The sequence below is a fragment of the Pseudomonas sp. PDM19 genome, assembly GCF_014852215.1.
In the GTDB taxonomy this organism is placed as follows: Bacteria; Pseudomonadota; Gammaproteobacteria; order Pseudomonadales; family Pseudomonadaceae; genus Pseudomonas.
In genome coordinates this window covers 82,370-106,843 of record NZ_JACVBG010000001.1, presented here as the reverse complement: position 1 = coordinate 106,843, position 24,474 = coordinate 82,370, and the positions used below count along the sequence as shown (strand labels likewise).

25 protein-coding genes are annotated in these 24,474 nt (G+C 65.0%); 11 read left to right on the top strand and 14 right to left on the bottom strand.

Features of this window, described 5'->3' with window-relative positions; genetic code table 11:
- Positions 1 to 24: 24 nt before the first annotated feature.
- The 4 genes from IB273_RS00540 to IB273_RS00525 form a co-directional block, all read right to left on the bottom strand.
- Positions 25 to 510: a universal stress protein gene (locus IB273_RS00540; protein WP_081520591.1), complete on the bottom strand. Its 486-nt coding sequence runs from the start codon at positions 508 to 510 to the stop codon at positions 25 to 27.
- Positions 511 to 606: 96 nt separating this feature from the next.
- Positions 607 to 1,518, bottom strand: a complete 912-nt coding sequence (locus tag IB273_RS00535) for a 5'-nucleotidase (RefSeq protein WP_081520592.1) — start codon at positions 1,516 to 1,518, stop codon at positions 607 to 609.
- Between the two features lie 19 nt (positions 1,519 to 1,537).
- Positions 1,538 to 2,485 carry a putative 2-dehydropantoate 2-reductase gene (locus IB273_RS00530; protein ID WP_192222943.1) on the bottom strand — a complete coding sequence of 316 codons (948 nt, stop codon included), beginning with the start codon at positions 2,483 to 2,485 and terminating at the stop codon, positions 1,538 to 1,540.
- A complete protein-coding gene (locus IB273_RS00525; protein ID WP_151186546.1) occupies positions 2,485 to 2,871 on the bottom strand; it encodes a thioredoxin in 387 nt (128 codons plus the stop codon). Before IB273_RS00525 ends, IB273_RS00530 begins: the two co-directional genes overlap by 1 nt.
- Here IB273_RS00525 and IB273_RS00520 point away from each other — a divergent pair.
- Both IB273_RS00520 and IB273_RS00515 read left to right on the top strand, forming a co-directional pair.
- The gene (locus IB273_RS00520) at positions 2,870 to 3,289 is read left to right on the top strand and encodes a PilZ domain-containing protein (RefSeq protein WP_192222942.1); all 420 of its coding nucleotides are present in this window, start codon (positions 2,870 to 2,872) and stop codon (positions 3,287 to 3,289) included. The genes IB273_RS00525 and IB273_RS00520 overlap by 2 nt on opposite strands.
- Before the next feature lie 180 nt (positions 3,290 to 3,469).
- Positions 3,470 to 4,546: a 3-deoxy-7-phosphoheptulonate synthase gene (locus IB273_RS00515; RefSeq protein WP_081520596.1), complete on the top strand. Its 1,077-nt coding sequence runs from the start codon at positions 3,470 to 3,472 to the stop codon at positions 4,544 to 4,546.
- A gap of 213 nt (positions 4,547 to 4,759) precedes the next feature.
- Here the strand turns inward: IB273_RS00515 and IB273_RS00510 are convergent, their stop codons facing one another.
- The gene (locus IB273_RS00510) at positions 4,760 to 5,044 is read right to left on the bottom strand and encodes a GNAT family N-acetyltransferase (protein WP_024765462.1); all 285 of its coding nucleotides are present in this window, start codon (positions 5,042 to 5,044) and stop codon (positions 4,760 to 4,762) included.
- Positions 5,045 to 5,066: 22 nt separating this feature from the next.
- Positions 5,067 to 6,341, bottom strand: coding sequence for a hypothetical protein (locus IB273_RS00505; protein WP_081520597.1), 1,275 nt, complete (start codon positions 6,339 to 6,341; stop codon positions 5,067 to 5,069).
- Between the two features lie 237 nt (positions 6,342 to 6,578).
- Here IB273_RS00505 and IB273_RS00500 point away from each other — a divergent pair, with 237 nt between their 5' ends.
- From IB273_RS00500 to IB273_RS00485, 4 genes are all read left to right on the top strand, one after another.
- Complete coding sequence (locus tag IB273_RS00500; protein ID WP_045208591.1) at positions 6,579 to 7,268, top strand: crotonase/enoyl-CoA hydratase family protein; 690 nt, start codon at positions 6,579 to 6,581, stop codon at positions 7,266 to 7,268.
- A 159-nt stretch (positions 7,269 to 7,427) separates the two neighbouring features.
- Positions 7,428 to 7,619, top strand: coding sequence for a hypothetical protein (locus IB273_RS00495; RefSeq protein ID WP_081520664.1), 192 nt, complete (start codon positions 7,428 to 7,430; stop codon positions 7,617 to 7,619).
- A gap of 347 nt (positions 7,620 to 7,966) precedes the next feature.
- Entirely contained in the window at positions 7,967 to 8,188 is a 222-nt protein-coding gene (locus tag IB273_RS00490; protein ID WP_081520598.1) for a hypothetical protein, read from the top strand.
- Between the two features lie 85 nt (positions 8,189 to 8,273).
- Positions 8,274 to 9,245, top strand: a complete 972-nt coding sequence (locus tag IB273_RS00485; RefSeq protein ID WP_081520665.1) for a magnesium and cobalt transport protein CorA — start codon at positions 8,274 to 8,276, stop codon at positions 9,243 to 9,245.
- Positions 9,246 to 9,368: 123 nt separating this feature from the next.
- Here the strand turns inward: IB273_RS00485 and IB273_RS00480 are convergent, their stop codons facing one another.
- The 4 genes from IB273_RS00480 to IB273_RS00465 form a co-directional block, all read right to left on the bottom strand.
- Positions 9,369 to 10,106, bottom strand: coding sequence for an amidotransferase (locus tag IB273_RS00480; protein ID WP_081520599.1), 738 nt, complete (start codon positions 10,104 to 10,106; stop codon positions 9,369 to 9,371).
- A 204-nt stretch (positions 10,107 to 10,310) separates the two neighbouring features.
- On the bottom strand, positions 10,311 to 10,865 hold the full coding sequence (locus IB273_RS00475) for a cysteine hydrolase family protein (protein WP_192222941.1): 555 nt from the start codon (positions 10,863 to 10,865) through the stop codon (positions 10,311 to 10,313).
- A gap of 174 nt (positions 10,866 to 11,039) precedes the next feature.
- Positions 11,040 to 13,184: a 3-hydroxyacyl-CoA dehydrogenase NAD-binding domain-containing protein gene (locus IB273_RS00470; RefSeq protein ID WP_192222940.1), complete on the bottom strand. Its 2,145-nt coding sequence runs from the start codon at positions 13,182 to 13,184 to the stop codon at positions 11,040 to 11,042.
- A 161-nt stretch (positions 13,185 to 13,345) separates the two neighbouring features.
- Positions 13,346 to 14,551, bottom strand: a complete 1,206-nt coding sequence (locus tag IB273_RS00465; RefSeq protein ID WP_138216379.1) for an acetyl-CoA C-acetyltransferase — start codon at positions 14,549 to 14,551, stop codon at positions 13,346 to 13,348.
- A 672-nt stretch (positions 14,552 to 15,223) separates the two neighbouring features.
- Between IB273_RS00465 and IB273_RS00460 the strand changes: the two genes are divergently transcribed.
- Positions 15,224 to 16,027 (top strand): cytochrome c, encoded by an 804-nt coding sequence (locus IB273_RS00460; RefSeq protein ID WP_192222939.1) that lies wholly within the window; start codon positions 15,224 to 15,226, stop codon positions 16,025 to 16,027.
- An 85-nt stretch (positions 16,028 to 16,112) separates the two neighbouring features.
- Here the strand turns inward: IB273_RS00460 and IB273_RS00455 are convergent, their stop codons facing one another.
- The 4 genes from IB273_RS00455 to IB273_RS00440 all read right to left on the bottom strand — a co-directional run bounded on the left by IB273_RS00455 (position 16,113) and on the right by IB273_RS00440 (position 20,086).
- The gene (locus IB273_RS00455; RefSeq protein WP_192222938.1) at positions 16,113 to 16,847 is read right to left on the bottom strand and encodes a proteasome-type protease; all 735 of its coding nucleotides are present in this window, start codon (positions 16,845 to 16,847) and stop codon (positions 16,113 to 16,115) included.
- Positions 16,848 to 16,914: 67 nt separating this feature from the next.
- Positions 16,915 to 17,724 carry a transglutaminase family protein gene (locus tag IB273_RS00450; RefSeq protein ID WP_151186541.1) on the bottom strand — a complete coding sequence of 270 codons (810 nt, stop codon included), beginning with the start codon at positions 17,722 to 17,724 and terminating at the stop codon, positions 16,915 to 16,917.
- Entirely contained in the window at positions 17,721 to 18,671 is a 951-nt protein-coding gene (locus IB273_RS00445; protein WP_045208605.1) for an alpha-E domain-containing protein, read from the bottom strand. Before IB273_RS00445 ends, IB273_RS00450 begins: the two co-directional genes overlap by 4 nt.
- Positions 18,672 to 18,673: 2 nt before the next feature.
- A complete protein-coding gene (locus tag IB273_RS00440) occupies positions 18,674 to 20,086 on the bottom strand; it encodes a circularly permuted type 2 ATP-grasp protein (RefSeq protein ID WP_081520606.1) in 1,413 nt (470 codons plus the stop codon).
- A 328-nt stretch (positions 20,087 to 20,414) separates the two neighbouring features.
- On the opposite strand from IB273_RS00440, the gene ydcS reads away from it, so the two are divergent.
- From ydcS to IB273_RS00420, 4 genes are all read left to right on the top strand, one after another.
- Positions 20,415 to 21,587, top strand: a complete 1,173-nt coding sequence (gene ydcS / locus IB273_RS00435) for a putative ABC transporter substrate-binding protein YdcS (RefSeq protein WP_081520607.1) — start codon at positions 20,415 to 20,417, stop codon at positions 21,585 to 21,587.
- A gap of 134 nt (positions 21,588 to 21,721) precedes the next feature.
- On the top strand, positions 21,722 to 22,741 hold the full coding sequence (locus IB273_RS00430) for an ABC transporter ATP-binding protein (RefSeq protein ID WP_138216385.1): 1,020 nt from the start codon (positions 21,722 to 21,724) through the stop codon (positions 22,739 to 22,741).
- Positions 22,742 to 22,788: 47 nt separating this feature from the next.
- Positions 22,789 to 23,640: an ABC transporter permease gene (locus IB273_RS00425; protein WP_225601947.1), complete on the top strand. Its 852-nt coding sequence runs from the start codon at positions 22,789 to 22,791 to the stop codon at positions 23,638 to 23,640.
- Positions 23,630 to 24,451 (top strand): ABC transporter permease, encoded by an 822-nt coding sequence (locus tag IB273_RS00420; protein WP_081520610.1) that lies wholly within the window; start codon positions 23,630 to 23,632, stop codon positions 24,449 to 24,451. The genes IB273_RS00425 and IB273_RS00420 overlap by 11 nt, the downstream gene beginning before the upstream one ends.
- Positions 24,452 to 24,474 lie beyond the last annotated feature (23 nt).

Genomic DNA, 24,474 nt, shown 5'->3' with positions numbered 1-24,474 from the left:
GCCCGACGTATCGTCACAAAGCCTTCAGCGGTGCTGCAGCATCGGTACCAGGTAGACCGGCACTTCGGCCAGCTGTACCAGGCGCGCGGCGGTGCGCCCCAGCGGCGTGTTCAGGCCATCCCCATGGCTGTGGCTGCCGGCGACGATGATGTCGACGTCCAGGCGCTTGGCCTCGTCGAGAATCACCATCGGCGCGTCCCCCTGCACCACGCGCACCGAGCGGATCAGCTCGGCGTCCTGGCGCGCTTCCCCCAGTTCATCGCGGAACCCTTCCATCACCCGCTGCTCGATGCTGCCCATGACGTTGGTCAGGCCGTTGGTGCGCATCTCGTTCAGCGTGCCTTCATCCAGGTAGGTCTGCAGGACGGACTCGGCGAACAGCCCCAGCGGTTCGACCGCGTGCACGACATACACCTCGGCTCCGTAGGCACGGGCCAGGGAAAGTGCGTGCTGAAGGACGTAGGGGGCGTAAAGACCGAGGTCGGTGGCGTAAAGAATCGTTCGGATCATGCGGCCTCCTCGACTGCCTGCGCGGCGGGGCCTATCCAGCAGCGTAGCAGGAGAACGCGAATCGCTCCGAGAAGGCCGGATGTCGCGGCCGGGCGGCTATCCGGCGACCTTCTTCTCGTTGCTCACACCATGGGGAACATGGCCGGTCGCCACCACTTCCCGCGCCTTCTCGCAGTGCATCGGCTGGTCGTCGAAGAACACGTCGGCGGCGAAAGCTTCGAGGAAGGCGGCCTTGTCCAGGCCACCGAGGAACAGTGACTCGTCCAGGCGGATGTCCCACTCGCGCAGGGTGCGGATCACCCGCTCGTGGGCCGGGGCCGAGCGCGCGGTGACCAGCGCCGTGCGGATAGGGCAGGACTCCTGGGGGAAGGCCTGCTGCACGCGATTGAGCGCCTTCAGGAAGGGTTTGAACGGGCCGCCACCCAATGGCTCACGGGCGGACTCGCGCTCGTGGGTCTGGAAGGCCTCCAGGCCACCCTGCTGGTAGACGCGCTCGGAGTCGTCGGAGAACAGCACCGCATCGCCGTCAAAGGCGAAGCGCAGCTCGCCATTGGCTTCCCGGCGGGTGCCGCCGGAAAGGATGGTCGCGGCAGCGAAGCCGGCGTCCAGCGCGTTGCGCACGTCCTCTATGTGGGTGGAGAGGAACAGGTGGCAGTTGAACGCCTTGAGGTAGGGATAAGGGCTGCGCCCGCCAACGAAGGCGGCGCGGGAGATGCCCAGGCCGTAGTGCTGGATGGAGTTGAATACGCGCAGGCCGGTATCGGCGCTGTTGCGCGATACCAGGACGACTTCCACCGGCGCGCTGTCGGTCCCGCCGTTGAGGGCGAGCAGCTTCTGCACCAGGGCAAAGGCATCGCCCGGCGGCAGGACTTCGTCCTCGCGGTCGATCTGGTACTGGCGATAGGCTTCGACGCCCTCGCTTTCATAGACCTGATGGCTTTCCCGCAGGTCGAACAGCGCCCGCGAGGAGATCGCCACCACCAGCTTGTCGCCCAGCCCTTTTGCCATGCTTCCCCCCCGGTGCTCGTCAGCGAGTCTGGTTGCGCGCGTCGATGAAACGCAGCGCGCGATATAGCGCATCGATCTTCGGCAGTTCGCGCCCCGCCCTGCGCGCAGCTTCCAGAGGCGCCGCATAGATGGCGCCCAATTCCAGCGGCCGGCGCTGGGCAAAATCATGGTACATGCTGGGCAGGTAGTCCGGCATCGCATCGGTGGAACTGAGCATCGCCCCGACTATGCCCTGGGGCAGCGAGTGCCCGCACGCGGCGGCGGCGGCGATGACTTCCTCCATCAGTTCGGCCACCAGGGTGCGACTGTCGGGGTTGTCCATGATCGCCCGCGTGCCGCTGTCGAGCAGCACCGAGAGACCGTTGTAGGGGATGTTCCAGACCAGCTTCTGCCAGCGCGCCTGCTCCAGGTTGGGCATGGCATTGGAGTCCAGGCCGGCGCTGCGGAACAGCGCGGCACCCTCCTCCACGATCGCCTGGCGCGCTTCGGCCTCCTGCGCGGAGCCCGAGTGATAGCCAATGTTCACCCCACCGAAGGCCTGGTGTTCGATCACACCCGGCTCGGCGCGGTGCACGCAGATGAAGCAGAGTCCGCCGAGCAGGTGGATGTGGTCGGGCAGCAGCGCGCGCAACTCGTCCTCCACGGCGAGGCCGTTCTGCAGCAACAGGACCTTCGCCCCCTGCGCAGCGGCCTGAATGATCAGCGGCGCGAGGTCGGCGTTGCTGGTGGTCTTGGCGCCCACCAGCAGCCAGTCGCAGGACGGCATCTTCGCCACATCGTCGTAGGCGTTCACCGGCGACAGGCTAAGCGCGCCGTGCACCTGGCTGTTCAGACGCAGGCCGTTCTGGGCGACGGCGAGATACTCGCTGCGCAGCAGGAAATGAACGTCATGGCCGGCGCGGGCCAGCATCAGGCCGTAGAAACCGCCAATGGCGCCGGTTCCGATGATGCCGATTCGCAGATTCATCAAGGCAATTCCTCAGCAGGGCGCGCCAGGGCAGCGCGCAGGGCTTGGGTCAGGGGTTCGGGGCGCAGCGGTGCGTGGACAGGGCCCAGGAAGTGGCCGTCGCGCACCAGGAACAGGGACGGCAGGTGGAAGACCTCGTAGCGCTCGACCAGGCCGCCGCTGTGCCCGGCGTCGATCCAGCACAGGCGGTCGATGGGCAGGTGGAACTGCGGCAGCACCTGCCGCGCCCAGCGACAGGTGGAGCAGCCAGCGCCGGTGAAAATCAGCAGCGATACGCCCGGCAGCTCCAGCAGCCGGCGGTCGGCATCCAGGTCGGTCAGCTCCAGGGCCGGCACTATACTCAAGGTGCCACCACTATAAAGATTGCAGTCGGAGCGTTCCGTCATGCGTCAGTTCCTGCGCCACCCGTGCGATTTTCCGGTCGAGCTGGTCATCCGCAAACAGACTTTCCTGCCGCGCCAGCGGTTGCACAATATCAGCCTCGGCGGCGTCGCGTGCAATTCGCCACGGGGCTTTCGCCGCGGCACCTCCATCGAGCTGCGCATTCCCCTGCTGGGCGACTCCGCCTGCTACCCCGGCGTCATCGCCTGGAGCCGCAAGCAGGCCAGCGACTACCGCGTAGGCATTGCCTTCATCGACGAAGACACCCTGTTCCGGGCGCGCATGGTCGAGCAGGTCTGCCAGATCGAACAGTACCGTCGCCAGCAGGAACAGGCGAGCGGCAGCAGCCTGCCCTTCGAGACCCTGGCGCTGGAGTGGATCGCGCATAACGCCGCCGACTTCCCGATGTTTTGCGCGGTCTGACCAGCGCCCCGCAGAAAGTCGCGCAAATGCCCGTGTTGCGGGCATTTTCCTGCATCGAGCCATTGTCGAGGCTACGCCTGAACGGTTAAGGTTCGGGTTCCCCTTAGCGACACCTCTGCCTGCGCCCCATCGCACGGGGATTTCTGGCGGCCGGCACCCGTGACCTGATTGAGTACCACGATGGCTGATTTACAGATCGACGACCTTAACGTTGCCTCCAACGAGACACTGATCACGCCGGAGCAGCTCAAGCGCGAAATCCCCCTGACCGACGCCGCCCTGCGCACCGTCGCCAACGGCCGCCAGGTCGTCCGCGACATCCTCGACGGCAAGGACCACCGCCTGTTCGTGGTAATCGGCCCCTGCTCGATCCACGACATCAAGGCCGCCCACGAATACGCCGAGCGTCTGAAGGTGCTGGCTGCGGAAGTCTCCGACACCCTGTTCCTGGTGATGCGCGTGTACTTCGAAAAGCCGCGCACCACGGTCGGTTGGAAAGGCCTGATCAACGACCCGTACCTGGACGACTCCTTCAAGATCCAGGACGGCCTGCACATCGGCCGCCAACTGCTGCGCGACCTCGCCGAAATGGGCCTGCCCACCGCCACCGAGGCGCTCGACCCGATCTCCCCGCAGTACCTGCAGGACCTGATCAGCTGGTCGGCCATCGGCGCGCGCACCACCGAATCCCAGACCCACCGCGAGATGGCTTCCGGCCTGTCCTCGGCGGTCGGTTTCAAGAACGGCACCGACGGCAGCCTGACCGTGGCGATCAACGCCCTGCAGTCGGTATCCAGCCCGCACCGTTTCCTGGGCATCAACCAGGAAGGCGGCGTCTCCATCGTCACCACCAAGGGCAACGCCTACGGCCACGTGGTGCTGCGCGGTGGCAACGGCAAGCCGAACTATGACTCGGTCAGCGTCGCCCTGTGCGAACAGGAACTGACCAAGGCGAAGATTCCGCTGAACGTGATGGTCGACTGCAGCCACGCCAACTCCAACAAGGACCCTGCCCTGCAGCCGCTGGTAATGGACAACGTCGCCAACCAGATCGCCGAAGGCAACAACTCCATCGTCGGCCTGATGGTGGAAAGCCACCTGGGCTGGGGCGCTCAGCCGATCCCGAAGGACCTGTGCCAGTTGCAGTACGGCGTGTCGATCACCGATGCCTGCATCGACTGGGACACCACCGAGAAGGCCGTGCGCAGCATGCACACCAAGCTCAAGGAAGTCCTGCCCAAGCGCCAGCGCGGCTGACGCTCAAGGCACGAACGAAAAAGCCGGGCATCTGCCCGGCTTTTTTTATTGTTCCGCCGCCTCGCGGGATGAACCTGTAGGAGCGAGCTTGCTCGCGAACAGAGTCTCCGCCAGCGCCAGCGTCAGGCAATTCGCGAGCAAGCTCACTCCTACGAAAAGCCAAAGAAAAAGCCCGGCATTGGCCGGGCTTTTTTCATTTCAGCGCGCTGAACGTCAGAGCGCTGTATCGGTGTGACGCTGGCGGCGTTCCAGGTAGCGCTCGACGTAGGAGCACGACGGGATGACGCTATAGCCCTTGCGCTCGGCGAACTGCAGCGCATGCTCGGTTAGAGCGGCGGCGATGCCGCGACCACGCAAGCTGTCCGGAACGAAGGTGCGGTAGATGTCGAGCGTCTGCTTGCCCAGATCCATGTAGGCCAGATAGGCGCGATGACCATCAACAGTCGTTACGAACTGGTGGCTGGTTTCATCATGCTGGATGGACAACGACTCACTCACTTGCTCTCTCCTTCGCAGGGCCTCACAACATGACCCGCACCTGATTGATCTTGTTCAGGCGGAGGAACATTTCCGCCGAGCCCGTCCCGATCATGACGGTGATATAGACTCGGCCGTTCTCCACCTTGTGCAGCACACCCTGATAATAGGCACCATCAAACGTGATGAACTGCAGGCGCTTGCCTGTGTACTGGGCAAGACTTTCAACGCTAACGAACTCATATTGCTGCGTTTTGGCCTGCGACTCAACCGTTTCCGGGGCCGAAACCATTTGATACTGGCTTTCCGGCGTGAGTTTTTCCTTAGCCGGATCGACCCACGCGAACCCCAGCGGTGTGACTGACTGCTGGTTCACTAAGACGACCGGATGCAGCATCTGGATCACATCCTTGGGCTCGAAAAATTGCAGACCGCCCCAGGCCATTCCCTCACTGGGCATCAGCTCGATGCGCAGCGAACGCGGATCTTCCAGGTAACGGCCATAGGCCTCGAGTAGCGGCTTGTCGAGCGCGACGCGCTGCTGGCGCAAGGCCTTGTCGAATTTCTCCAGCGACAGCGCGGTGTAGGCTTTCTGATCGACGCCCAGCTTGCCACGGCAGAATTCGCTGACCCGGCGCTGGTACTGGTTGTCGTTCATCTCGAAGACGACCTGGGATACCCGCGGCGGGTTCACGCGCATGTCGCCCGGACGCTCGGAAACGTTCATCAGTGTCATGCTGGTGTGCATGTCGAGCATGTCGCGAGTGTCGCTGCGCAGGTCGAAGGTCAGGGTCTGCGCGCCCGGCTGCATGCGGTAGGAAAACTCGATATCCGACTCGAGGGTGCGGTACCCCATCTGCAGCAACTCATCGACGCCGATGTTGCGGACGTTGCCGCAGGCCACTTCGCTCATGGCAGTGAAGGCGCTCTTCTCTGCCGGCTTGGCGTACAGCGATTGCATGAACGGACCGTGGATCTGCAACTCGACGCCCTTGAGGTCTGCTGCCATCTGCTCCGGCAGCTTGCCCTCATCCAGACGCTCCTTGAAGCTCAGCAACTCGCGCAGCCCATTGAACTTCAACTGGGCGTGGGAGACCTTCAGGCTGTCACCGGCCATGGGCACCCTGATCACCACGTTCTGCAGACCGACACGGCCGTCGAAGGACGAAGAGATTCCGCCATAGGTGATCTCCATGAACGGAGAGACGCGGGCGATGGCTTCGTTCACCACGCTGCGTACGGAAAGCCAGAGCGACGCCTTGATGATGAGGGCGATCGCCACGACGGCGAAAAGGGACCACTTGAGAATCTTCGACATGGCAGGCACATCCTGGATTGTGCGAGAGCGGGACGCAGGGATACTGGCAGCTTAACAGTACGCCTGAGACCTCTCCACGAACGCCGTCGGAATTTGCGTGCACAGCGCACAGAAATCGCCCGAATTTAGTGGCATGCGGCTGACTCATCAGTCAGTCAAAACGCTTTACGCACCAGGCCCGCGTCAGTATGTTCTGGCCACTTCCAACCCAAGGACTGCAACCCAGGACCCTCTGCCATGAGTGAGCTGATCAGCTACCAATTCGAAGACGGCATCGCCACCCTGACCCTGAACAACGGCAAGGTGAACGCCATCTCCCCGGCGGTCATCGAAGCCTTCAACCAGGCCCTGGACCAGGCGGAGAAGGACCGTGCCATTGTCATCGTCACCGGCCAGCCGGGCATCCTCTCCGGCGGCTACGACCTCAAGGTGATGACCTCCGGCCCGGAAAACGCCGTGAACCTGGTGGCCGCCGGCTCCACCCTGGCCCGCCGCATGCTGTCCCACCCGTTCCCGGTCATCGTCGCCTGCACCGGCCACGCCGTGGCCAAGGGCGCCTTCATCCTGCTCTCGGCGGATTACCGCATCGGTGTCGACGGGCCGTTCCAGATCGGCCTCAACGAAGTGGCCATCGGCATGACCATGCACCACGTCGGCATCGAACTGGCCCGTGACCGCCTGCGCCGTTCCGCCTTCACCCGCTCTGTGGTGAACGCCGAAATGTTCAACCCGCGCGACGCCGTGGACGCCGGTTTCCTCGACAAGGTGGTGCCGGCCGAACAACTCCAGGCCGCTGCCCTGGAGGCCGCCCAGCACCTGAAGAAGCTGAACATGACCGCCCACCGCAACACCAAGCTGAAAGTGCGCAAGCAGTTGCTGGAAACCCTGGACAAGTCCATCGAGCTGGACCGGAACCACCTGGCCTGATCGCCCGATGACCAAAAGCCCGGCCTGGTGCCGGGCTTTTTCATGCCATCACTATTACCTAAATAGCAATACTGATTAAGCCTGTTTGCTATTTTTCAAAAATTATTACGCATTAACCTATAGATGAACCCGAAACAAACCAACCCAGAGGTGTTCATCATGAAACTCAACATCATCGCCGCCAGCGTACTGGCCGCCGCTACCGCCTTCGCCGCCCAGGCCAGCTTTGCCGAAGAGTCCCCGCTGATGCAGGACCGCATGGTTCACATGACCCAGGCCGCTATTCAGCAACAACAGTCCGAGCAGTCCGCCAGCCAGGTGAATGTCGAAGCCGCTTCCAAGCAGGGCTGAAACCTTCACATCCCGCCAGCCGCCTGCAGCAGGTGACGTCATGCAACCCTGCCCGAAGCGAAAAGCCCGGCGTGATGCCGGGCCTTTCAGGGACGATGACGCAACCTCAGTGCTTTCGACGGCCGCCACGCCCGTCGCCTCCCCTCCCTGACGAGGGTCAAGCAGCCATGAAGCCCGCCAGAGTTCCGGAAACATCCGATAGCGTCCCGCCACTCACCTCCTTGCGTCTGGTCGTAGCGCCGCCATCTATCAATTTGCCTGATACCGGGAACCAACCGGCATCGTTATTCAATCGAAATGACCAAAGCGACACTGGGCCATCACTTCCCCTGACCCGAGTCGCCAGCATGAACCGCCAAGCCCACCGCTACGCCCGCAACGGCGCCCTCGCCGCCCTGGGGCTCTACACCATCGTGATCCTGGTGGTCACCGCCCTCAGCGCCGGCTTCGACGGCGCGCGCCGTGCCCCGGTGGACAATATCGACCGCAGCGGGCTCTTCGAACGTTTCAACCAGGCGGTGCCCGTGGCACTGCAAGGCCTCCAGGAAGCGCTCACGCCTCACTCCTGATTCCGCTTCGCTGGCGCGTCGCGCCAGGCTGGCCAACACTCAATCCCTGCAGAACGACCTATCCAGCAGCAGGGTGGGCTTGAGCATGGGCCGAGTCATCGCTTCCGCCGTCTACAGCAAGGGCCGCAAGGTCTCCGACATCCCGCTCGAGGACGGCTACCGCTGGGCGTGTCAGCCCGACCACTTCGTCTGGACCGGCCTGCAGGAGCCAACTCCGGAAGAGATGTTCAACCTGCAACGGCAGTTCAACCTGCACGAACTGGCCGTGTCAGACGCGCTGGAAAAGCACAGCAGGCCGAAGCTGGAAACCTTCGGTGACGCGCTGTTCATCGTCATCTACTCACCGATCCGCGCCGATAGCCGACTGATGTTCGTCGAAACCCACCTCTTTGCCGGCATCGGCTACATCATCAGCGCGCGCCATGGCTTCTCCCAGTCCTACGCCCAGGTCCGCCAGCGCTGCGAGGCGCGACCGCTGCTGCTGGCCCATGGCACCGACTTCGTGCTCTACGCCCTGCTGGATTTCGTGATGAGCAATTACGAGCCGGTGGTCGAGGCGATCCGCGCGGAGATTGAGGAGGTGGAACAAGAGGTGCTGCGCAAGTCGCTGACCCAGGAGCAGATCGAAAAGATCTACGGCCTGCGCCGTGAAGTACTGCGGCTCAGGCGCTATGCCGCGCCCATGGTGGAAATCTGCCAGGAGCTGCAGCGCCTGGACTTCCCCTTCATCGACAAGCAGATGCGCCCCTACTTTCGCGACGTGGCGATCCACGTGAACCGCCTGCTCGAAGACCTCACCACTTTGCGCGACGTGGCCAGCCAGACCATCGAAGTCGGGCTGGCGCTGGAGTCCTCGCGGCAGAGCGTGGTGCAGCGCAAGTTCGCCGCCTGGGCAGCCATCCTCGCGTTCCCCACCGCCGTGGCCGGCATCTACGGGATGAACTTCGAGTACATCCCGGAGCTGCACTGGCACTACGGCTACTTCCTGATCATGGGGCTGCTGGCGCTGGGCTGCGTCGGGCTCTACATCAGCTTCAAGCAGGCCGACTGGCTCTGACCGCAAGCTACAGATGCCCCCGGGAAGCTCCGCCCATCCTACAAAAGCCGTTTGCCGATACCCCGTCTCCAGAATCGAAAACGCCGCTCGATTGAGCGGCGTTTTCAGTCAACACGGCAGGAGTCAGGCCGCGCTCTTCTTTTCATCACGCCCCTGCTGGACGAAGCGCATCATCCATTCGCCGACCGCCGTACCCTGGTGCGGGCGCGAGAGGCTGTCGATGCCGGACTGGAACACCGGCTCGCTGAAGATGTGCTTGCGCAGCTCGAGGATCGCCTGGGAGTAGTCGCTCTGGAACTCCGGGTGGCCCTGGAAGCACAACACCTGGTCGCCGATGGCGTAGGCGGCGTTCGGGCAGAAGTCGCTGGAGGCGATGCGACGGGCGCCGTGGGGCAGCTCGGTAACCTGGTCCTGGTGGCTGACCAGCAGGGTCAGGCCATCGCCCGGCGCCGGGCTCATCCACTCCGGCTGCTCCTCGATGCGGTAATCGTGGATACCCACGCCCCAGCCCTGGCTCGCGCGCTCGGTCTTGCCGCCCAGCACCAGTGCCAGCAGCTGGTGGCCGAAGCACACACCCAGCAGCTTGTCGCCGCGCTGGTAGAGCTTGAGCACGTAGTCCTTGAGGGTCTGGATCCAGGGATCAGTGCCGAAGGAGTCCGCCTTGCTGCCGGTCACCAGGTACGCGTCGAACTTCTCATCTTCGGGCGGGTAATGCCCTTCCACCACGTTGTAGACCGTGAACTCGGCCGGAACGGGTTGCTTGGCGAACAGTTGCTGGAACATCCAGCCATAGCCCTTGTACTGATCGATGAGTTCGGGGCGGAGGATGTCGGTTTCCAGAATGCAGATGTGCAACGACATGCAGGGGTGATTCCTGGGGGGTTGGCGGCTGATAAGAATGGTTTTCCTGACACTGATGAAACGCGCGTGAAAATTACGCCCTATTTTTTCACCACACAAGATGCCGAGGCCGATTCTTGTGTAGGAATTTCAGGGGAAATACCGGAAAAACCGACTTCCTTCAATTGCACGGATGCACAGGAGTGACGGCCGGTTGGCAAGGATTCAGCCGATGGACAGCCTTTGCAGCAGCGAGTTCGTGTCCAGGACCTGCGCGTACTCGCCCTGCAGGTTGGCCAGGGACATGGCGTGGACCTCCTCGGCACTGCGCTGCAGGCCGTTGAAATCGCGCTTGTCGAAGGCGAAACAGGCGTCGGCGACGACCTGCGTAGTGAAGCCCAGGTTGCCCGCCGTGCGCGCCGTGGCCTCCACCGAGTTGTTGGTGCTGACGCCGCAGATCACCAGCGCCCCGATATCCCGCACACGCAGCCAGCGCTCCAGCCCGCTGTGGATGAAAGCGTCGGGGACGTTCTTTTCCACCACGTGCTCATGCTCCAGCGGTGCCAGCGCCTCCTGGAACTCGGCGCCCGGCTGTCCCGGCCAGAACGGCGAGCCCGGCGTGCGCGACATGTGGCGAATATGTACCAGCGGCCAACCTTCCCGGCGCCAGGCCGCCAGCAGGTCGCCGATGCGCTGCTCGGCCTGCGGGTTGTTGCGCGGCTCCAGGCTGTCACGCATGCCTTTCTGCTGGTCGATGATCAACAGGGCGGGAGGCGTCATCGGAGGGCATTCCTTGCAAGTGAGAAAGCGCTATCCTACGGTCTGCACAGGGAAGAAAAAACCGGCCATGGGGCCGGTTTTTTCTGTACGAGCGAGCTCGCTCGCGAACAGCCCCGCTGCGGAGCCAGGTTCGCGAGCAAGAACCAGGCGTCCCCCTCGCTCCTACAGGGACGGTCAGAACGTCTCGCCGCGCGCGGCCTTCTCCAGCAGCAGCGCCGGCGGCAGGAAACGCTCGCCGTACTGCTCGGCCAGATACTCGGCGCGGGCGACGAAGTCCTTCAGGCCGTACTGGTTGATGAACTGCAGTGCGCCGCCGCTCCAGGCCGCGAAGCCGATGCCGAAGATCGAGCCGATGTTGGCGTCGGCGGTGGAGGTCAGCACGCCCTCCTCCACGCAGCGCACCGTCTCGATGGCCTGCACGAAGAGAATGCGGTCGCGCACATCCTCAGCGGAAATCTGCGCGTCAGCCTTCTCGAAGCGCTGCTTCAGCTCCGGCCACAGGTGCTTCTTGCCGTTGGCGGGATAGTCGTAGAAGCCGGCGCCGGCGGCTTTGCCCGGGCGCTTGTACTCGTTGACCATCAGGTCCACCACCGCGAAGGCCGGGTGTCTGGGCAGTTGCTTGCCTTCTGCTTCCAGATCCTTGCGGGTCTGCTCGCGGATGTGGGTCATCAGGCTCATGGAGACTTCGTCGCTGATCGCCAGCGGGCCCACCGGCATGCCGGCCTGGCGCGCCTGGTTCTCGATCATCGCCGCCGACACACCCTCGCCGAGCATGGCCAGGCCTTCGTTGGTGAAGGTGCCGAACACGCGGGAGGTGAAGAAACCACGGCTGTCGTGGACGACGATCGGGGTCTTCTTGATCTGCAGGACGTAGTCGAAGGCGCGGGCCAGGGTGGCGTCGTCGGTCTTCTCGCCGCGGATGATCTCCACCAGCGGCATCTTGTCCACCGGGCTGAAGAAGTGCAGGCCGATGAATTTCTGCGGCTGCGCTACCGCCTCGGCCAGGCCGGTGATCGGCAGGGTCGAGGTGTTGGAGGCGATCACCGCATCGGGCAGCGCGGCAGATTCGGCGGCAACGCTGACCTTGGCCTTCAGGCCACGGTCCTCGAACACCGCTTCGATGATCAGGTCGCAGCCTTCGAAGTCGGCATCGCTGGCGGTCGGCTTGATCCGCGCGAGGAAGGCGTCGCGCTTCTCGGCGCTCATCTGGCCGCGGCCGACCTTCTTGTCCAGCAGGCCGGCGGAATAGGCCTTGCCCTTCTCTGCCGACTCCAGGGAAACGTCCTTGAGCACCACCTCGATGCCGGCGGCGGCCGAGACGTAGGCGATGCCCGCGCCCATCATGCCGGCGCCGACCACCCCGACCTTCTTCGTCTGCTGCGGCGGGATGCCCTGCGGACGGGACTTGCCGGCGTTGATCTCGTTGAGCTGGAACCAGAAGGTGCCGATCATGTTCTTCGCCACCTGGCCGGTGGTCAGCTCGGTGAAGTAGCGCGCCTCGATCAGCTGAGCGGTGTCGAAGTCCACCTGCGCGCCTTCGACGGCGGCGCACATGATCTTCTCCGGCGCCGGGAAGCAGCCCTTGGTCTTGTCGCGCAGCACGGAAGGCGCGATGGCCAGCATCTGCGCCACGGCGGGGCTTGCCGGCGTGCCGCCGGGAATCTTGTAGCCAGCGCTGTCCCACGGCTGCTTGGCGGCCGGGTTGGCAGCAATCCACTCACGGGCCTTGCTCAGCAGCTCGTCGCGGCTGGAAGCCAGCTGATGGATCAGGCCGGCCTTGAGTGCCTGGTCCGGGCGCACCTTCTTGCCTTCGGCCAGGTACGGCAGGGCCTTCTCCAGGCCGAGCAGGCGCACCATACGCACCACGCCGCCACCTCCTGGCAGCAGGCCCAGGGTGACTTCCGGCAGGCCGAGCTGGACGTGGCTTTCGTCCAGGGCGATGCGGTGGTGACAGGCCAGGCAGATTTCCCAGCCGCCGCCCAGGGCCGCGCCGTTGATGGCGGCGACTACCGGCTTGCCGAGGGTCTCCAGGCGACGCAGCTGGCCCTTGAGCACCAGGATGCCTTCGTAGAAGGCCTGGGCATCGGCCCTGGTCACCTTGATCAGTTCATTGAGGTCGCCGCCGGCGAAGAAGGTCTTCTTCGCGGAAGTGATCACCACACCGGCAATCGACTCCTTCTCGGCTTCCAGGCGCGCCACGGTGGCGGCCATGGCCTCACGATAGACACCGTTCATGGTGTTGGCGCTCTGGCCGGGCATGTCCATGGTCAGGACGACGATGTTGTCCTGGCCTTTCTCATAACGAATGGCGTCAGTCATTTTTGTATTTTTCCCATGGTGGGGGATCGCTTCAGGGGCGTCACGAGCGAAGGGCAGGCAAGGCGGAAATTCTTCGGGAAGCGGAGTTGGCTGCAGCCAATGAGCATTCCCGGAGAATTTCCAACGCCGCATGGCCGAGCGCAGTAGCCCATGATCGATCCTTAAACTCGTTCGATGATGGTGGCTATGCCCATGCCGCCGCCCACGCAGAGGGTGGCCAGGCCGTAGCGCAGGTTGCGCCGCTCCAGTTCATCCAGCAGGGTGCCGAGGATCATGCAGCCGGTGGCGCCCAGCGGGTGGCCCATGGCGATGGAGCCGCCGTTGACGTTGACCTTGCTCTCCGGCACGCCCATGTCCTTCATGAACTTCATCACCACCGAGGCGAAGGCTTCGTTGACCTCGTAGAGGTCGATGTCCTCGGCCTTCAGCCCGGCCTTGGCCAGCGCCTTGCGGGTCGCCGGCGCGGGGCCGGTGAGCATGATGGTCGGGTCGGTGCTGGTCACCGCGGTGGCGACGATGCGTCCGCGGGCCTTCAGGCCCAGTTCGCGGCCCTTGGCCTCGGAGCCGATGAGCATGGCGGTGGCGCCGTCGACGATGCCGGAGCTATTGCCCGGCGTGTGCACGTGTTCGATGCGTTCAACGAAGCTGTACTTGCGCAGTGCGCTGGCGTCGAAGCCCATCTGCCCCATCATTTCGAAGCTGGGTTTGAGCGCGCCGAGGCCTTCGAGGGTGGAATCGGCGCGGATGAATTCGTCATGGTCGAGCAGGACGATGCCGTTCTGGTCCGTCACCGGCACCAGGGATTTGCCGAACAGCCCTTCAGCGCGGGCCTTGGCGGCCTTCTGCTGGGAGCGCAGGGCGAAGGCGTCGACGTCGGCGCGGCTGAAGCCTTCCAGGGTGGCGATCAGGTCGGCGCCGATGCCCTGGGGCACGAAGCTGGTGTGCAGGTTGGTTTCCGGGTCCAGCGCCCAGGCGCCGCCGTCGGAGCCCATGGGCACGCGGGACATGGATTCCACGCCGCCGACCACCACCAGGTCCTCGAAGCCCGAGCGCACCTTCATGGCGCCCAGGTTGACCGCTTCCAGGCCCGAGGCGCAGAAGCGGTTGATCTGCACGCCGGCGACCTGCTCGTCCCAGTCGGCGACCAGCGCGGCGGTCTTGGCGATGTCCGAGCCCTGGTCGCCCACCGGGGTCACGCAGCCCAGGACGATGTCGTCGACCTGCGCGGTGTCGAGCTGGTTGCGCTGCTGCAGCGCGCGCAGGACTCCGGCCATCAGGTTGACCGGCTTGACGCTGTGCAGCGCGCCGTCCTTCTTGCCCTTGCCGCGGGGAGTACGCACCGCGTCGTAAATGAATGCTTCGGTCATGGCGTTCTCTCTTAGAGTTGTCGTCACGCAGGCGTGGCGTGTCGGCCTACCTTAGCGGCGTATCGGCGCGCGGCAATGACCGCAGCGCTCAGCGCAATTGACCGCCACGCTCAGCCACCGACCGGCGGCGAACGGGTCGAAGGCTCTGGAAAGGGGCTGCCGGAGCAGGCAGACGAACGGTCGAAAAGCTGAACAGAGCTGTCACGGCCCGGTCATATAGAGGGAATATGCCTGAAGCTGCAGGACTTGCTGCCAGATGGTCTAAGCCCCCGCGGCACTAGGCTTAGACTCAATCAGGCAGATGATGCGAAGAGTGCCGTTGCCGGGTTTTGCCGGCTCGGCTCGATAAACCAGAAGCCAAGGCATGGGCGTCACTATCAACAGGCCGTGAGTGAGCCGTGCCAAGAACAAGAAAGGCGGAAGGACATCATGGACAAACAATCGAGAAAGTGGCGTCAGGCTAGCCTGATCGTCTTCGCAACCACCGTTGTTTTGATCATCCCCAATCTGAGTCGTCTGGTCGGCTAGGGCCAACACCCGGCAACCCCGCCGCTGCGTACCGCGTGCCGCCATCCGCGAGCCACGGTCAACGCAGCGCGGGAGCCACCTGCCTCCTGCTGCGCCCACTCCTCTGCTAATGTTCCGCGGCCCTCTCCCGCCACGGATGCGACCATGCGCCCACTGCTGCTGACGCTGCTGCTGCTCTGCCCCACCACTTTCGCCGCCACGCTCACCCTGGAACTGCCCGACGGCAGGCACGACTTCAGCACGGAACAACTGCTGACCAACCCCAAGGCGCAGGACATCGAGATTCCCGCCGACGTCTCCTACAACCGCACCATGCAATACCGCGCGGTACCGCTGGCGGCGCTGCTGCAAGGCGTGAAGCCGGCCGACCACCTGCAGGCCGTGGCGCTGGATGGCTTCGCTGCCGAACTGCCGGCCGCGCCGCTGCTGGCGGAAAAAGGTTCGCGCGCCTGGCTGGCCATCGAAGAGACAGGCAAACCCTGGCCACCGTTGGCCGAAGGCAAGCCTTCCGCCGGGCCTTTCTATCTGGTGTGGACCGATCCGAAAGCCGCCGGCATCGGCCCGGAGCAATGGCCCTTCCAGGTCGCCAGCATCCGTTACCTCAAGCCGCTGGCCGAGCGCTTCCCCGCGCTGCTGCCGGCGAAGAATGCGCCTGAATCGGTGCAGAAGGGCTTCGCCCAGTTCCAGAAGAACTGCCTGGCCTGCCACCGCCTGAACGGTGCCGGCGACTCGCAGTTCGGCCCGGACCTGAACCTGCCGCACAACCCCACCGAGTACTTCGCGCCGGGCTATCTCAAGCAGTACATCCGCGATCCGCAGAGCCTGCGGCACTGGCCGGAAGCGCGGATGAAGGGCTTTGCGGCGGATGTGGTCAGCGATGCGGAACTGGAGCAGATCGTCGCCTACCTGAAGCACATGGCGGGGCGGAAGGTAAAAGCCGGCGGATAAAGGCATCCAGCTCTTGTAGGGCGCATAACGCGCCAGCGTTATCCGCCGCTGGGGGCTCGGCGCGAACCCGCCCCTGCAACCGCGCTCAGTGCCAGTAATCCCCCGGTGGCGCCGGCAGCTTGCCCAGCAGCTGGCGCAGCCCCGCGCCCCACTGGTTGCGAATGCCCTCGAAATACGGGTCACCCTCCTGGATGCGGTACCCCGCCGGCACCTCCAGGCTGCCCTCGCGGTACACCAGCAGGTCCAGCGGCATGCCCACCGAGAGGTTGCTGCGGATGGTCGAGTCGAAGCTGATCAGCGCGCAGCGCAGGGCCTGTTCCAGCGGCGTGGCGTAGCTCATGGCGCGGTCGATGATCGGCTTGCCGTACTTGCTCTCGCCGATCTGGAAGTACGGCGTATCACGGCAGGACTCGATGAAGTTGCCCTGCGGGTAGACGTTGAACAGGCGCGGCACTTCCGTGCCGATCTGCCCGCCGACCAGGAAGGAGCTGCCCAGGTCGACACCCTGGTTCTGACCAATATTCTCGTCGTGATCGACCACTTCACGCAGCGTCGAACCCACGAGGCGCGCGGCCTCGAAGAGATTCTCCACTGTGCCGAGGTTCGGTCCGTCGTCGCCCATGCGCTGGCGCAGCGTGCTGATCACCGACTGCGAGGTGGCCAGGTTGCCGGCGCTCTGCACCACGATCAGGCGCTCCCCCGGCGTGCCGAAGATATGCAGCTTGCGGAACACCGCGATGTTGTCGACGCCGGCGTTGGTGCGCGAATCGGAAACGAAGACCAGGCCCTGGGCGAGGTTCATGGCGACGCAGTAGGTCATGGCTTTCTCATGGCGGCAGGAACTGGCACCGATCTTATGCCGGTGCCGTCGCTTGTGCCACGCATCCTCACTGTTGCGCCTGCTGCATCTGCTGCAGATGACCCGGCGCCACGGTGACGCGGGCGTGCATCTGCTCGCCACCGCCGCCCCGGCGCATCCCGCGCACCGGGCAGGCATCGAGGTAATCCAGGCCCACCGCCAGTTTCAGGTGGCGCTCAGGGCGATCCAGCACGTTGGTCACGTCGAAGCTGTACCAGGCGTCATCGAGCCAGGCCTCGGCCCAGGCGTGGCTGGCCAGGTGATCCTCGACGTCGGTGTAGAGATAGCCGGAGACGTAGCGCGCCGGCACACCGAGGTAGCGCAGGCAGGCGAGGAAGGCGTGAGCGTGGTCCTGGCAGACGCCCTGCCCGGCCGCGAAGGCTTCGGCGGCGGTGCTGTCCACCTGGGTCGAGCCCGGCACGTAGGCGATGCGCTCGTTCAGCGCCTGCATCAGGCGAATCATCGCCTTGCGGTCTCGGCGATCGGAGCACTGGGCACGGGCGAACTCCTGCAGCGCGCCGTCGGCCTGGGTCAGCCGGGTGCTGCGCAGGAACGGCAGCGGCGACAGGTGATCGTGCTCGCGCTCGTTCTCCACGTCGATTTCCACGTGACCGTGGGCGGCGATGACAATGGCCTCGTGGGGCTCATCCAGGGTCAGTACGTGAAGGATGTTGCCGTAGGCATCGCGCTGCGGGTGTGCCGGTCGCGGCAGGTGCAACTGCCAGTCGAGCACATGCTGGCGCTCGCTTTCCTGCGGGGTCAGGCGCAGGTACTGGATGCTCGCGCGCACCTGGTCTTCGTAGCGGTAGGTGGTGTCATGGCGGATGGAGAGTTTCATGCGGCCTCCAGGTACGAGCTGTGAATGGCGTTGGCGAGCTGGCGCACCAGCCCGATATGGTCGGTGATCCAGGGATGCAGGCCACTGCCCAGCACTTCGTCGATGCCGGTGTAGCGCACCCGCGCTTCCAGTTCGGCGGCCAGACGCTGGGCCGGACGGCCGTTGATGCCGGGCAGGCTGGCGAGGATCTGGCGCAGCTCCTCGGCACAGGCCAGCAGCGAGCGCGGCACGTCCTCGCGCAGCAGCAGGAGTTCGGCGATGTTCCGCGCGTTGAGGGCGTCGCGGTACAACTCGGTGTAACCCTCGAACGCCGACAGCGCGCGCAGCAGCGCGGTCCACTGGTAATAGCCGCGCGCCGTGCCTTCGGCCGGGCCGGCGCTGTGTTCGCCCAGCACCTGATGGCGCGCGTCGAGCAGGCGCAGGGTGTTGTCGGCGCGCTCGATGTAGGTGCCCAGGCGGATGAAGTGGAAGGCATCGTTGCGCATGCTGGTGCCGAAGGTGGCGCCACGGAACAGGTGCGAGCGGTCCTTCACCCATTCACAGAAGTGGCTGATGCCGTAGCGCAGCAGGCCCTGGTGGGCGATGTCGCGCATCTCCAGCCAGGTGGCGTTGATGTTCTCCCACATGTCGGTGGTGATCCGTCCGCGCACCGCGTGGGCGCCGGCACGGGCGGCGCCGAAGCAGGAGTAGATACTCGCGGGGTTCTGCGCATCCAGGGCGAAGAAGTTCAACAGGCGTTCGGCGTGCAGCTCGCCGTGGCGGGCGAGGTAGGCGTCGAGGTTGCCGGTGATCAGCAGCGGCATGGCCAGTTCTTCCAGGCCGTCGCCACGGCCGTCCTGGGGCATCAGCGACAGCGAGTAGGACACGTCGAGCATGCGCGCGAGGTTCTCGGCGCGCTCCAGGTAACGCGACATCCAGTACAGGTCGGAGGCGGTTCTGCTGAGCATGCTTAGTCCTCTACTACCCAGGTGTCCTTGGTACCGCCACCTTGTGACGAGTTGACGACCAGCGAGCCTTCGCGCAGCGCCACGCGGGTCAGCCCGCCGGGCACCAGGCGCACGTTGTCCGGCGCGGAGAGCACGAAGGGGCGCAGGTCGATATGGCGCGGGGCGATGCCGTTCTCGACGAAGGTCGGGCAGGTCGACAGGCTCAGGGTCGGTTGCGCGATGTAGGCTTCCGGGCGCGCCATCAGCCGGGCACGGAAGGCTTCGATCTCGGCACTGCTGGCGGCCGGGCCGACCAGCATGCCGTAGCCGCCGGAGCCCTGCGCTTCCTTCACCACCAGCTCGGGCAGGTGCGCCAGCACGTGGGACAGGTCCTGCGGGCGGCGGCACTGCCAGGTCGGCACGTTGTGCAGGATCGGCTCCTGGTCGAGGTAGAAGCGGATCATCTCCGGCACGTAGGGATAGACGGACTTGTCATCGGCGACGCCGGTGCCGATGGCGTTGGCCAGCACCACGTTGCCCGCACGGTAGGCGGCCAGCAGGCCGGGCACGCCGAGCATGGAGTCGGGGTTGAAGGCCAGCGGGTCGAGGAAGTCGTCGTCCACCCGCCGGTAGATCACGTCCACCGGCATCGGGCCGGAGGTGGTGCGCATGTAGACGCGCTCGTCGCGAACGAACAGGTCGGCGCCTTCCACCAGCTCCACGCCCATCTCGCGGGCCAGGAATGCATGCTCGAAGTAGGCGCTGTTGAAGCGACCGGGCGTCAGCACCACGACGCAGGGCTGCTCCACTTCACTGGCCTGACGCAGGGTGTCGAGCAGCAGGTTCGGGTAGTGGTCGATGGGCGCGATGCGCTGGGCGCCGAACAGTTCGGGGAACAGGCGCATCATCATCTTGCGGTTCTCCAGCATGTAGGAGACGCCGCTGGGGGTGCGCAGGTTGTCTTCGAGGACGTAGTAGGCGCCGTTGCCGTCGCGCACCAGGTCGATGCCGGCGATGTGCGCATAGACGTTGCCGGGCACGTCCAGGCCCTGCATGGCCAGCTGGTACTGGTCGTTGGCCAGGACCTGCTCGGGCGGGATCAGGCCTTCCTTGAGGATGCGCTGGTCGTGGTAGAGGTCGGCGAGGAACAGGTTGAGCGCCTGCACCCGCTGGATGCAGCCGGCCTCGATGATCTTCCATTCGCTGGCCGGGATGCTGCGCGGGATGGTGTCGAAGGGGATCAGGCGCTCGGTGCCCTGGTCGTCGCCATAGAGGGTGAAGGTGATGCCCGCGCGATAGAACAGCAGGTCGGCCTCGCGGCGGCGCTGCTGCAGCTGTTCGCCGGGCATGTCCGCCAGCCAGCGGGCGAACTCCGTGTAGTGCGGTCGGCAGGCGCCAGCGGCGTCATGCATTTCGTCATAGAACACCCGAGCCATCTTCCACTCCTTGTTGCCGCTCTCACTCGGCTACAGGTGCCGTCGCAAGGCCCGTGCCAGAGGTCGATTTCCTGTCCATTCAATGACTTGCAAAGGCTGTTTGCGCAGGCCGCACTGCCATGGTGCGAAACCGCCACCGCCCCTGCGCGCCGCGCCCTTTTTGGGGCCACGGGCCGCGCCAGGGCTCGCTTGTCAGCCTCCGGGGCCAGAACTACGCTGCAAGAGCGTGGCCATTCCCCATGGACTCGCAGCGGTCAACGGAGGTGCCATTTTTCTGCGCGCTGGTTCCGCAGTGGCTCCCACAACGAAGAACAACAGGAGTCCGTCCATGTCATCAGTGCAATTGCTTTCACTGAAAGTCGCGGCGCTGGCCTTTGCCGGCGCCGGCCTGCTCGCCAGCGGCTCGTTGCAGGCCGCCGAGGCACTCAAACAACTCGGCAACCCCGAAGGGGCGCTGGATATCATTGCCTGGCCCGGCTACATCGAACGCGGCGAGAGCGACAAGAATTACGACTGGGTCAGCCAGTTCGAGAAGGACACCGGCTGCAAGGTCAACGTGAAGACCGCCGCCACCTCCGACGAGATGGTCAGCCTGATGGCCAAGGGCGGCTACGACCTGGTCACCGCGTCCGGTGACGCTTCCCTGCGGCTGGTCTACGGCAAGCGCGTGCAGCCGATCAACATCGCCCTGGTACCCAACTGGAAGAACGTCGACCAGCGCCTGCAGGACGCGCCCTGGCACACGGTGGACGGCAAGCACTACGGCACGCCCTACCAGTGGGGGCCGAACGTGCTGATGTACAACACCAAGGTCTTCCCCAAGGCGCCGGAAAGCTGGAGCGTGGTGTTCAGCGAGCAGAAGCTGCCCGATGGCAAGTCGAACAAGGGCCGCGTGCAGGCCTACGACGGCCCGATCTACATCGCCGACGCGGCGCTCTACCTGAAGACCGCCGAGCCCAAGCTGGGCATCCAGGACCCCTATGAGCTCAACGAGGAACAGTACGCCGCCGCGCTCAAGCTGCTGCGTGAACAGCAGAAGCTGATCCACCGCTACTGGCACGACGCGACGGTGCAGATGAGCGACTTCAAGAACGAAGGCGTGGCCGCTTCCGGCTCCTGGCCCTACCAGGTCAACGCGCTGCAGGGCGAGAAGCAGCCGATCGCCTCGACCATCCCCGGCGAAGGCGTCACCGGCTGGGCGGACACCACCATGATGCACGTCGACGCCAAGCACCCGGTGTGCGCCTACAAGTGGCTGAACTGGTCGCTGGAGCCCAAGGTGCAGGGCGACGTTGCCGCCTGGTTCGGCTCGGTGCCCGCCTCACCCGATGGTTGCACCGGCAGCCAGTTGCTGGGCGAAAAAGGTTGCGCCACCAACGGCTACGACCAGTTCGACCGCATCGCCTTCTGGAAGACGCCGCAGGCCAAGTGCGACCAGGGCCAGTGCGTGCCGTACAGCCGGTGGACGCAGGACTACATCGCGATCATGGGCGGGAGGTGACGTAGCGTCCTTCCGGCGGCGGATGACCGGTCCCGGTCATCCGCCGTTTTCGTTTCAGCGCGCCCCGACCAGCACCCGCGCGCCCATGCGCTACCTTTTCTGATGCAGCCCCCGCCATTCAGGTAGCCAGCAGCATGACCACAGCCGTCCAGTTCACCGACGTGAGCCGTCATTACGGCGAGGTGCGCGCCGTCGATTCGGTGTCCATCGAGATCCGCGACGGCGAGTTCTTCTCCATGCTCGGCCCTTCCGGCTCGGGCAAGACCACCTGCCTGCGGCTGATCGCCGGCTTCGAGCAACCCACCTCCGGCTCCATCCGCATCCATGGCGCAGAAGCGTCGGGCCTGCCGCCCTACGAGCGCGACGTGAACACGGTATTCCAGGACTACGCGCTGTTCCCGCACATGAGCGTGCTGGACAACGTCGCCTACGGCCTGAAAGTGAAAGGCGTGGCCAAGGCCGAGCGCTACCACCGCGCCGAAGAGGCCCTGGGCATGGTCGCCCTGGCCGGGTACGGCAAGCGCAAGCCAGCGCAGCTCTCCGGCGGCCAGCGCCAGCGCGTCGCCCTGGCCCGCGCGCTGGTGAATCGCCCGCGTGTCCTGTTGCTGGACGAACCCCTCGGCGCGCTCGACCTGAAGCTGCGCGAGCAGATGCAGGTGGAGCTGAAGAAGCTGCAGCGCCAGCTCGGCATCACCTTCATTTTCGTCACCCATGACCAGAGCGAAGCGCTGTCCATGTCCGACCGCGTGGCGGTGTTCAACAAGGGCCGCATCGAACAGGTCGACACCCCCGGCAACCTCTACCGCCGCCCCGCCACGCGCTTCGTCGCCGAGTTCGTCGGCACCGCCAACGTGCTGCGCGGCGACCTCGGCCAACGCCTGCTGGGCGAGTCGCGCCCGCACTCGCTGCGCCCCGAGCACGTGCGCTTCGGCCGTGCGGGCGACGGCGAGCTGGAAGTCAGCGGCACGCTGTTCGACGTGCAATACATGGGCGCCAGCAGCCGCTACGAGATCGAACTGGAAAACGGCGTGCGCCTGGTCGCGGCCCTGCCCAATGGCGAGCGAGAGGAGCAACGGCCGAAACCGGGTGACGCGGTGACCGCCTGCTGGGCACGCAGCGCGCTGGTGCCGCTGCTCGAGGAGCCGGCGCCGTGAGGGCGATCTCCAGCTTCCTCTACCGGCGCAGCACGCTCTACCTGCTGATGCTGCTGATCCCGCCGCTGCTGTGGTTCGGGGTGATCTACATCGGCTCGCTGTTCGCCCTGCTCTGGCAGAGCTTCTATACCTTCGACGACTTCACCATGGCGGTGACGCCGGACCTGACCCTGGCCAACTACCAGGCCCTGTTCAACCCGGCCAACTACGACATCGTCCTGCGCACCTTCAGCATGGCGATTGCCGTGTCGGTGGCCAGCGCCGTCCTCGCCTTCCCCATCGCCTACTACATGGCGCGCTATGCCGGGCCCAAGGAGAAGGCCTTCTTCTACATCGCAGTGATGCTGCCGATGTGGGCCAGCTACATCGTCAAGGCCTACGCCTGGACGGTGATCCTGGCCAAGGGCGGCATCCTCTACTGGATAATCGAGCACCTGCACCTGCTCGGCCTGCTGGACCTGCTGCTGCAAGTGCCAGGCGTGGGTGGCAACACGCTATCCACCTCGCACCTGGGGCGCTTCTGGGTGTTCACCTACGTCTGGCTGCCGTTCATGATCCTACCGATCCAGGCCGCCCTGGAGCGCCTGCCGCCATCGCTGCTGCAGGCCTCGGCGGACCTCGGTGCGCACCCGCGGCAAACCTTCTTCCAGGTGATCCTGCCGCTGGCCTTCCCCGGCGTGGTGGCGGGCTCGATCTTCACCTTCAGCCTGACCCTGGGCGACTTCATCATCCCGCAGCTGGTCGGCCCCAGCGGGCTGTTCATCGGCACCATGGTCTACGTGCAGCAGGGCGCGGTGGGCAACATGCCGCTGGCGGCGGCCTTTACCCTGGTACCCATCGTGCTGATCGCCGTCTACCTGTCCATCGCCAAGCGACTGGGGGCCTTCGATGCGCTCTGACGCACACTCCACCGATCGCCCCTCCTGGTTCCTGCGCCTGGCAGCCTGGGGCGGGCTGGTGTTCCTGCACTTCCCGATCCTGGTGATCCTGCTCTATGCCTTCAACACCGAGGAGTCGGCCTATAGCTTCCCGCTGCAGGGCTTCACCCTGAAGTGGTTCAGCATCGCTTTCCAGCGCGGCGACGTGCTCGACGCCATCTGGCTGTCGGTGAAGATCGCCTGCGTGGCCACGCTGATCGCCATGGTCCTCGGCACCCTGGCCGCTGGCGCGCTGTACCGCCGCGACTTCTTCGGCAAGGAGAGCATCTCGCTGATGCTGATCCTGCCCATCGCCCTGCCCGGGATCATCACCGGTATCGCCCTGCTCTCGGCGTTCAAGACACTGGGAATCGAGCCGGGCTTCCTGACCATCGTCATCGGCCATGCGACCTTCTGCGTGGTGATCGTCTACAACAACGTGATCGCGCGCTTCCGCCGCACCTCCTTCAGCCTGATCGAGGCGAGCATGGACCTGGGCGCCGACGGCTGGCAGACCTTCCGTTACATCATCCTGCCGAACATCGCCACGGCGCTGCTGGCCGGCGGCATGCTGGCCTTCGCCCTGTCGTTCGACGAGATCATCGTCACCACCTTCACCGCCGGCCACGAGCGCACCCTGCCGCTGTGGCTGCTCAACCAGCTGAGCCGCCCGCGCGATGTGCCCATCACCAACGTCGTCGCCATGCTGGTGATGCTCGCCACCATGCTGCCGATCCTCGGCGCCTACTACCTGACGCGCGGGACCAGCGATGTGGCTGGGAGCGGGAAATGACTCTGTGCCAAACGCCCCCACCC

Excerpts from the sequence above, each read along its gene's own strand:
- IB273_RS00540 (WP_081520591.1), bottom strand. The coding sequence starts at position 510 with ATGATCCGAACGATTCTTTACGCCACCGACCTCGGTCTTTACGCCCCC.
- IB273_RS00535 (WP_081520592.1), bottom strand. The coding sequence starts at position 1,518 with ATGGCAAAAGGGCTGGGCGACAAGCTGGTGGTGGCGATCTCCTCGCGG.
- IB273_RS00530 (WP_192222943.1), bottom strand. The coding sequence starts at position 2,485 with ATGAATCTGCGAATCGGCATCATCGGAACCGGCGCCATTGGCGGTTTC.
- IB273_RS00520 (WP_192222942.1), top strand. The coding sequence starts at position 2,870 with ATGCGTCAGTTCCTGCGCCACCCGTGCGATTTTCCGGTCGAGCTGGTC.
- IB273_RS00525 (WP_151186546.1), bottom strand. The coding sequence starts at position 2,871 with ATGACGGAACGCTCCGACTGCAATCTTTATAGTGGTGGCACCTTGAGT.
- IB273_RS00515 (WP_081520596.1), top strand. The coding sequence starts at position 3,470 with ATGGCTGATTTACAGATCGACGACCTTAACGTTGCCTCCAACGAGACA.
- IB273_RS00505 (WP_081520597.1), bottom strand. The coding sequence starts at position 6,341 with ATGTCGAAGATTCTCAAGTGGTCCCTTTTCGCCGTCGTGGCGATCGCC.
- IB273_RS00500 (WP_045208591.1), top strand. The coding sequence starts at position 6,579 with ATGAGTGAGCTGATCAGCTACCAATTCGAAGACGGCATCGCCACCCTG.
- IB273_RS00495 (WP_081520664.1), top strand. The coding sequence starts at position 7,428 with ATGAAACTCAACATCATCGCCGCCAGCGTACTGGCCGCCGCTACCGCC.
- IB273_RS00490 (WP_081520598.1), top strand. The coding sequence starts at position 7,967 with ATGAACCGCCAAGCCCACCGCTACGCCCGCAACGGCGCCCTCGCCGCC.
- IB273_RS00485 (WP_081520665.1), top strand. The coding sequence starts at position 8,274 with ATGGGCCGAGTCATCGCTTCCGCCGTCTACAGCAAGGGCCGCAAGGTC.
- IB273_RS00480 (WP_081520599.1), bottom strand. The coding sequence starts at position 10,106 with ATGTCGTTGCACATCTGCATTCTGGAAACCGACATCCTCCGCCCCGAA.
- IB273_RS00475 (WP_192222941.1), bottom strand. The coding sequence starts at position 10,865 with ATGACGCCTCCCGCCCTGTTGATCATCGACCAGCAGAAAGGCATGCGT.
- IB273_RS00470 (WP_192222940.1), bottom strand. The coding sequence starts at position 13,184 with ATGACTGACGCCATTCGTTATGAGAAAGGCCAGGACAACATCGTCGTC.
- IB273_RS00465 (WP_138216379.1), bottom strand. The coding sequence starts at position 14,551 with ATGACCGAAGCATTCATTTACGACGCGGTGCGTACTCCCCGCGGCAAG.
- IB273_RS00460 (WP_192222939.1), top strand. The coding sequence starts at position 15,224 with ATGCGCCCACTGCTGCTGACGCTGCTGCTGCTCTGCCCCACCACTTTC.
- IB273_RS00455 (WP_192222938.1), bottom strand. The coding sequence starts at position 16,847 with ATGACCTACTGCGTCGCCATGAACCTCGCCCAGGGCCTGGTCTTCGTT.
- IB273_RS00450 (WP_151186541.1), bottom strand. The coding sequence starts at position 17,724 with ATGAAACTCTCCATCCGCCATGACACCACCTACCGCTACGAAGACCAG.
- IB273_RS00445 (WP_045208605.1), bottom strand. The coding sequence starts at position 18,671 with ATGCTCAGCAGAACCGCCTCCGACCTGTACTGGATGTCGCGTTACCTG.
- IB273_RS00440 (WP_081520606.1), bottom strand. The coding sequence starts at position 20,086 with ATGGCTCGGGTGTTCTATGACGAAATGCATGACGCCGCTGGCGCCTGC.
- ydcS (WP_081520607.1), top strand. The coding sequence starts at position 20,415 with ATGTCATCAGTGCAATTGCTTTCACTGAAAGTCGCGGCGCTGGCCTTT.
- IB273_RS00430 (WP_138216385.1), top strand. The coding sequence starts at position 21,722 with ATGACCACAGCCGTCCAGTTCACCGACGTGAGCCGTCATTACGGCGAG.
- IB273_RS00425 (WP_225601947.1), top strand. The coding sequence starts at position 22,789 with ATGCTGCTGATCCCGCCGCTGCTGTGGTTCGGGGTGATCTACATCGGC.
- IB273_RS00420 (WP_081520610.1), top strand. The coding sequence starts at position 23,630 with ATGCGCTCTGACGCACACTCCACCGATCGCCCCTCCTGGTTCCTGCGC.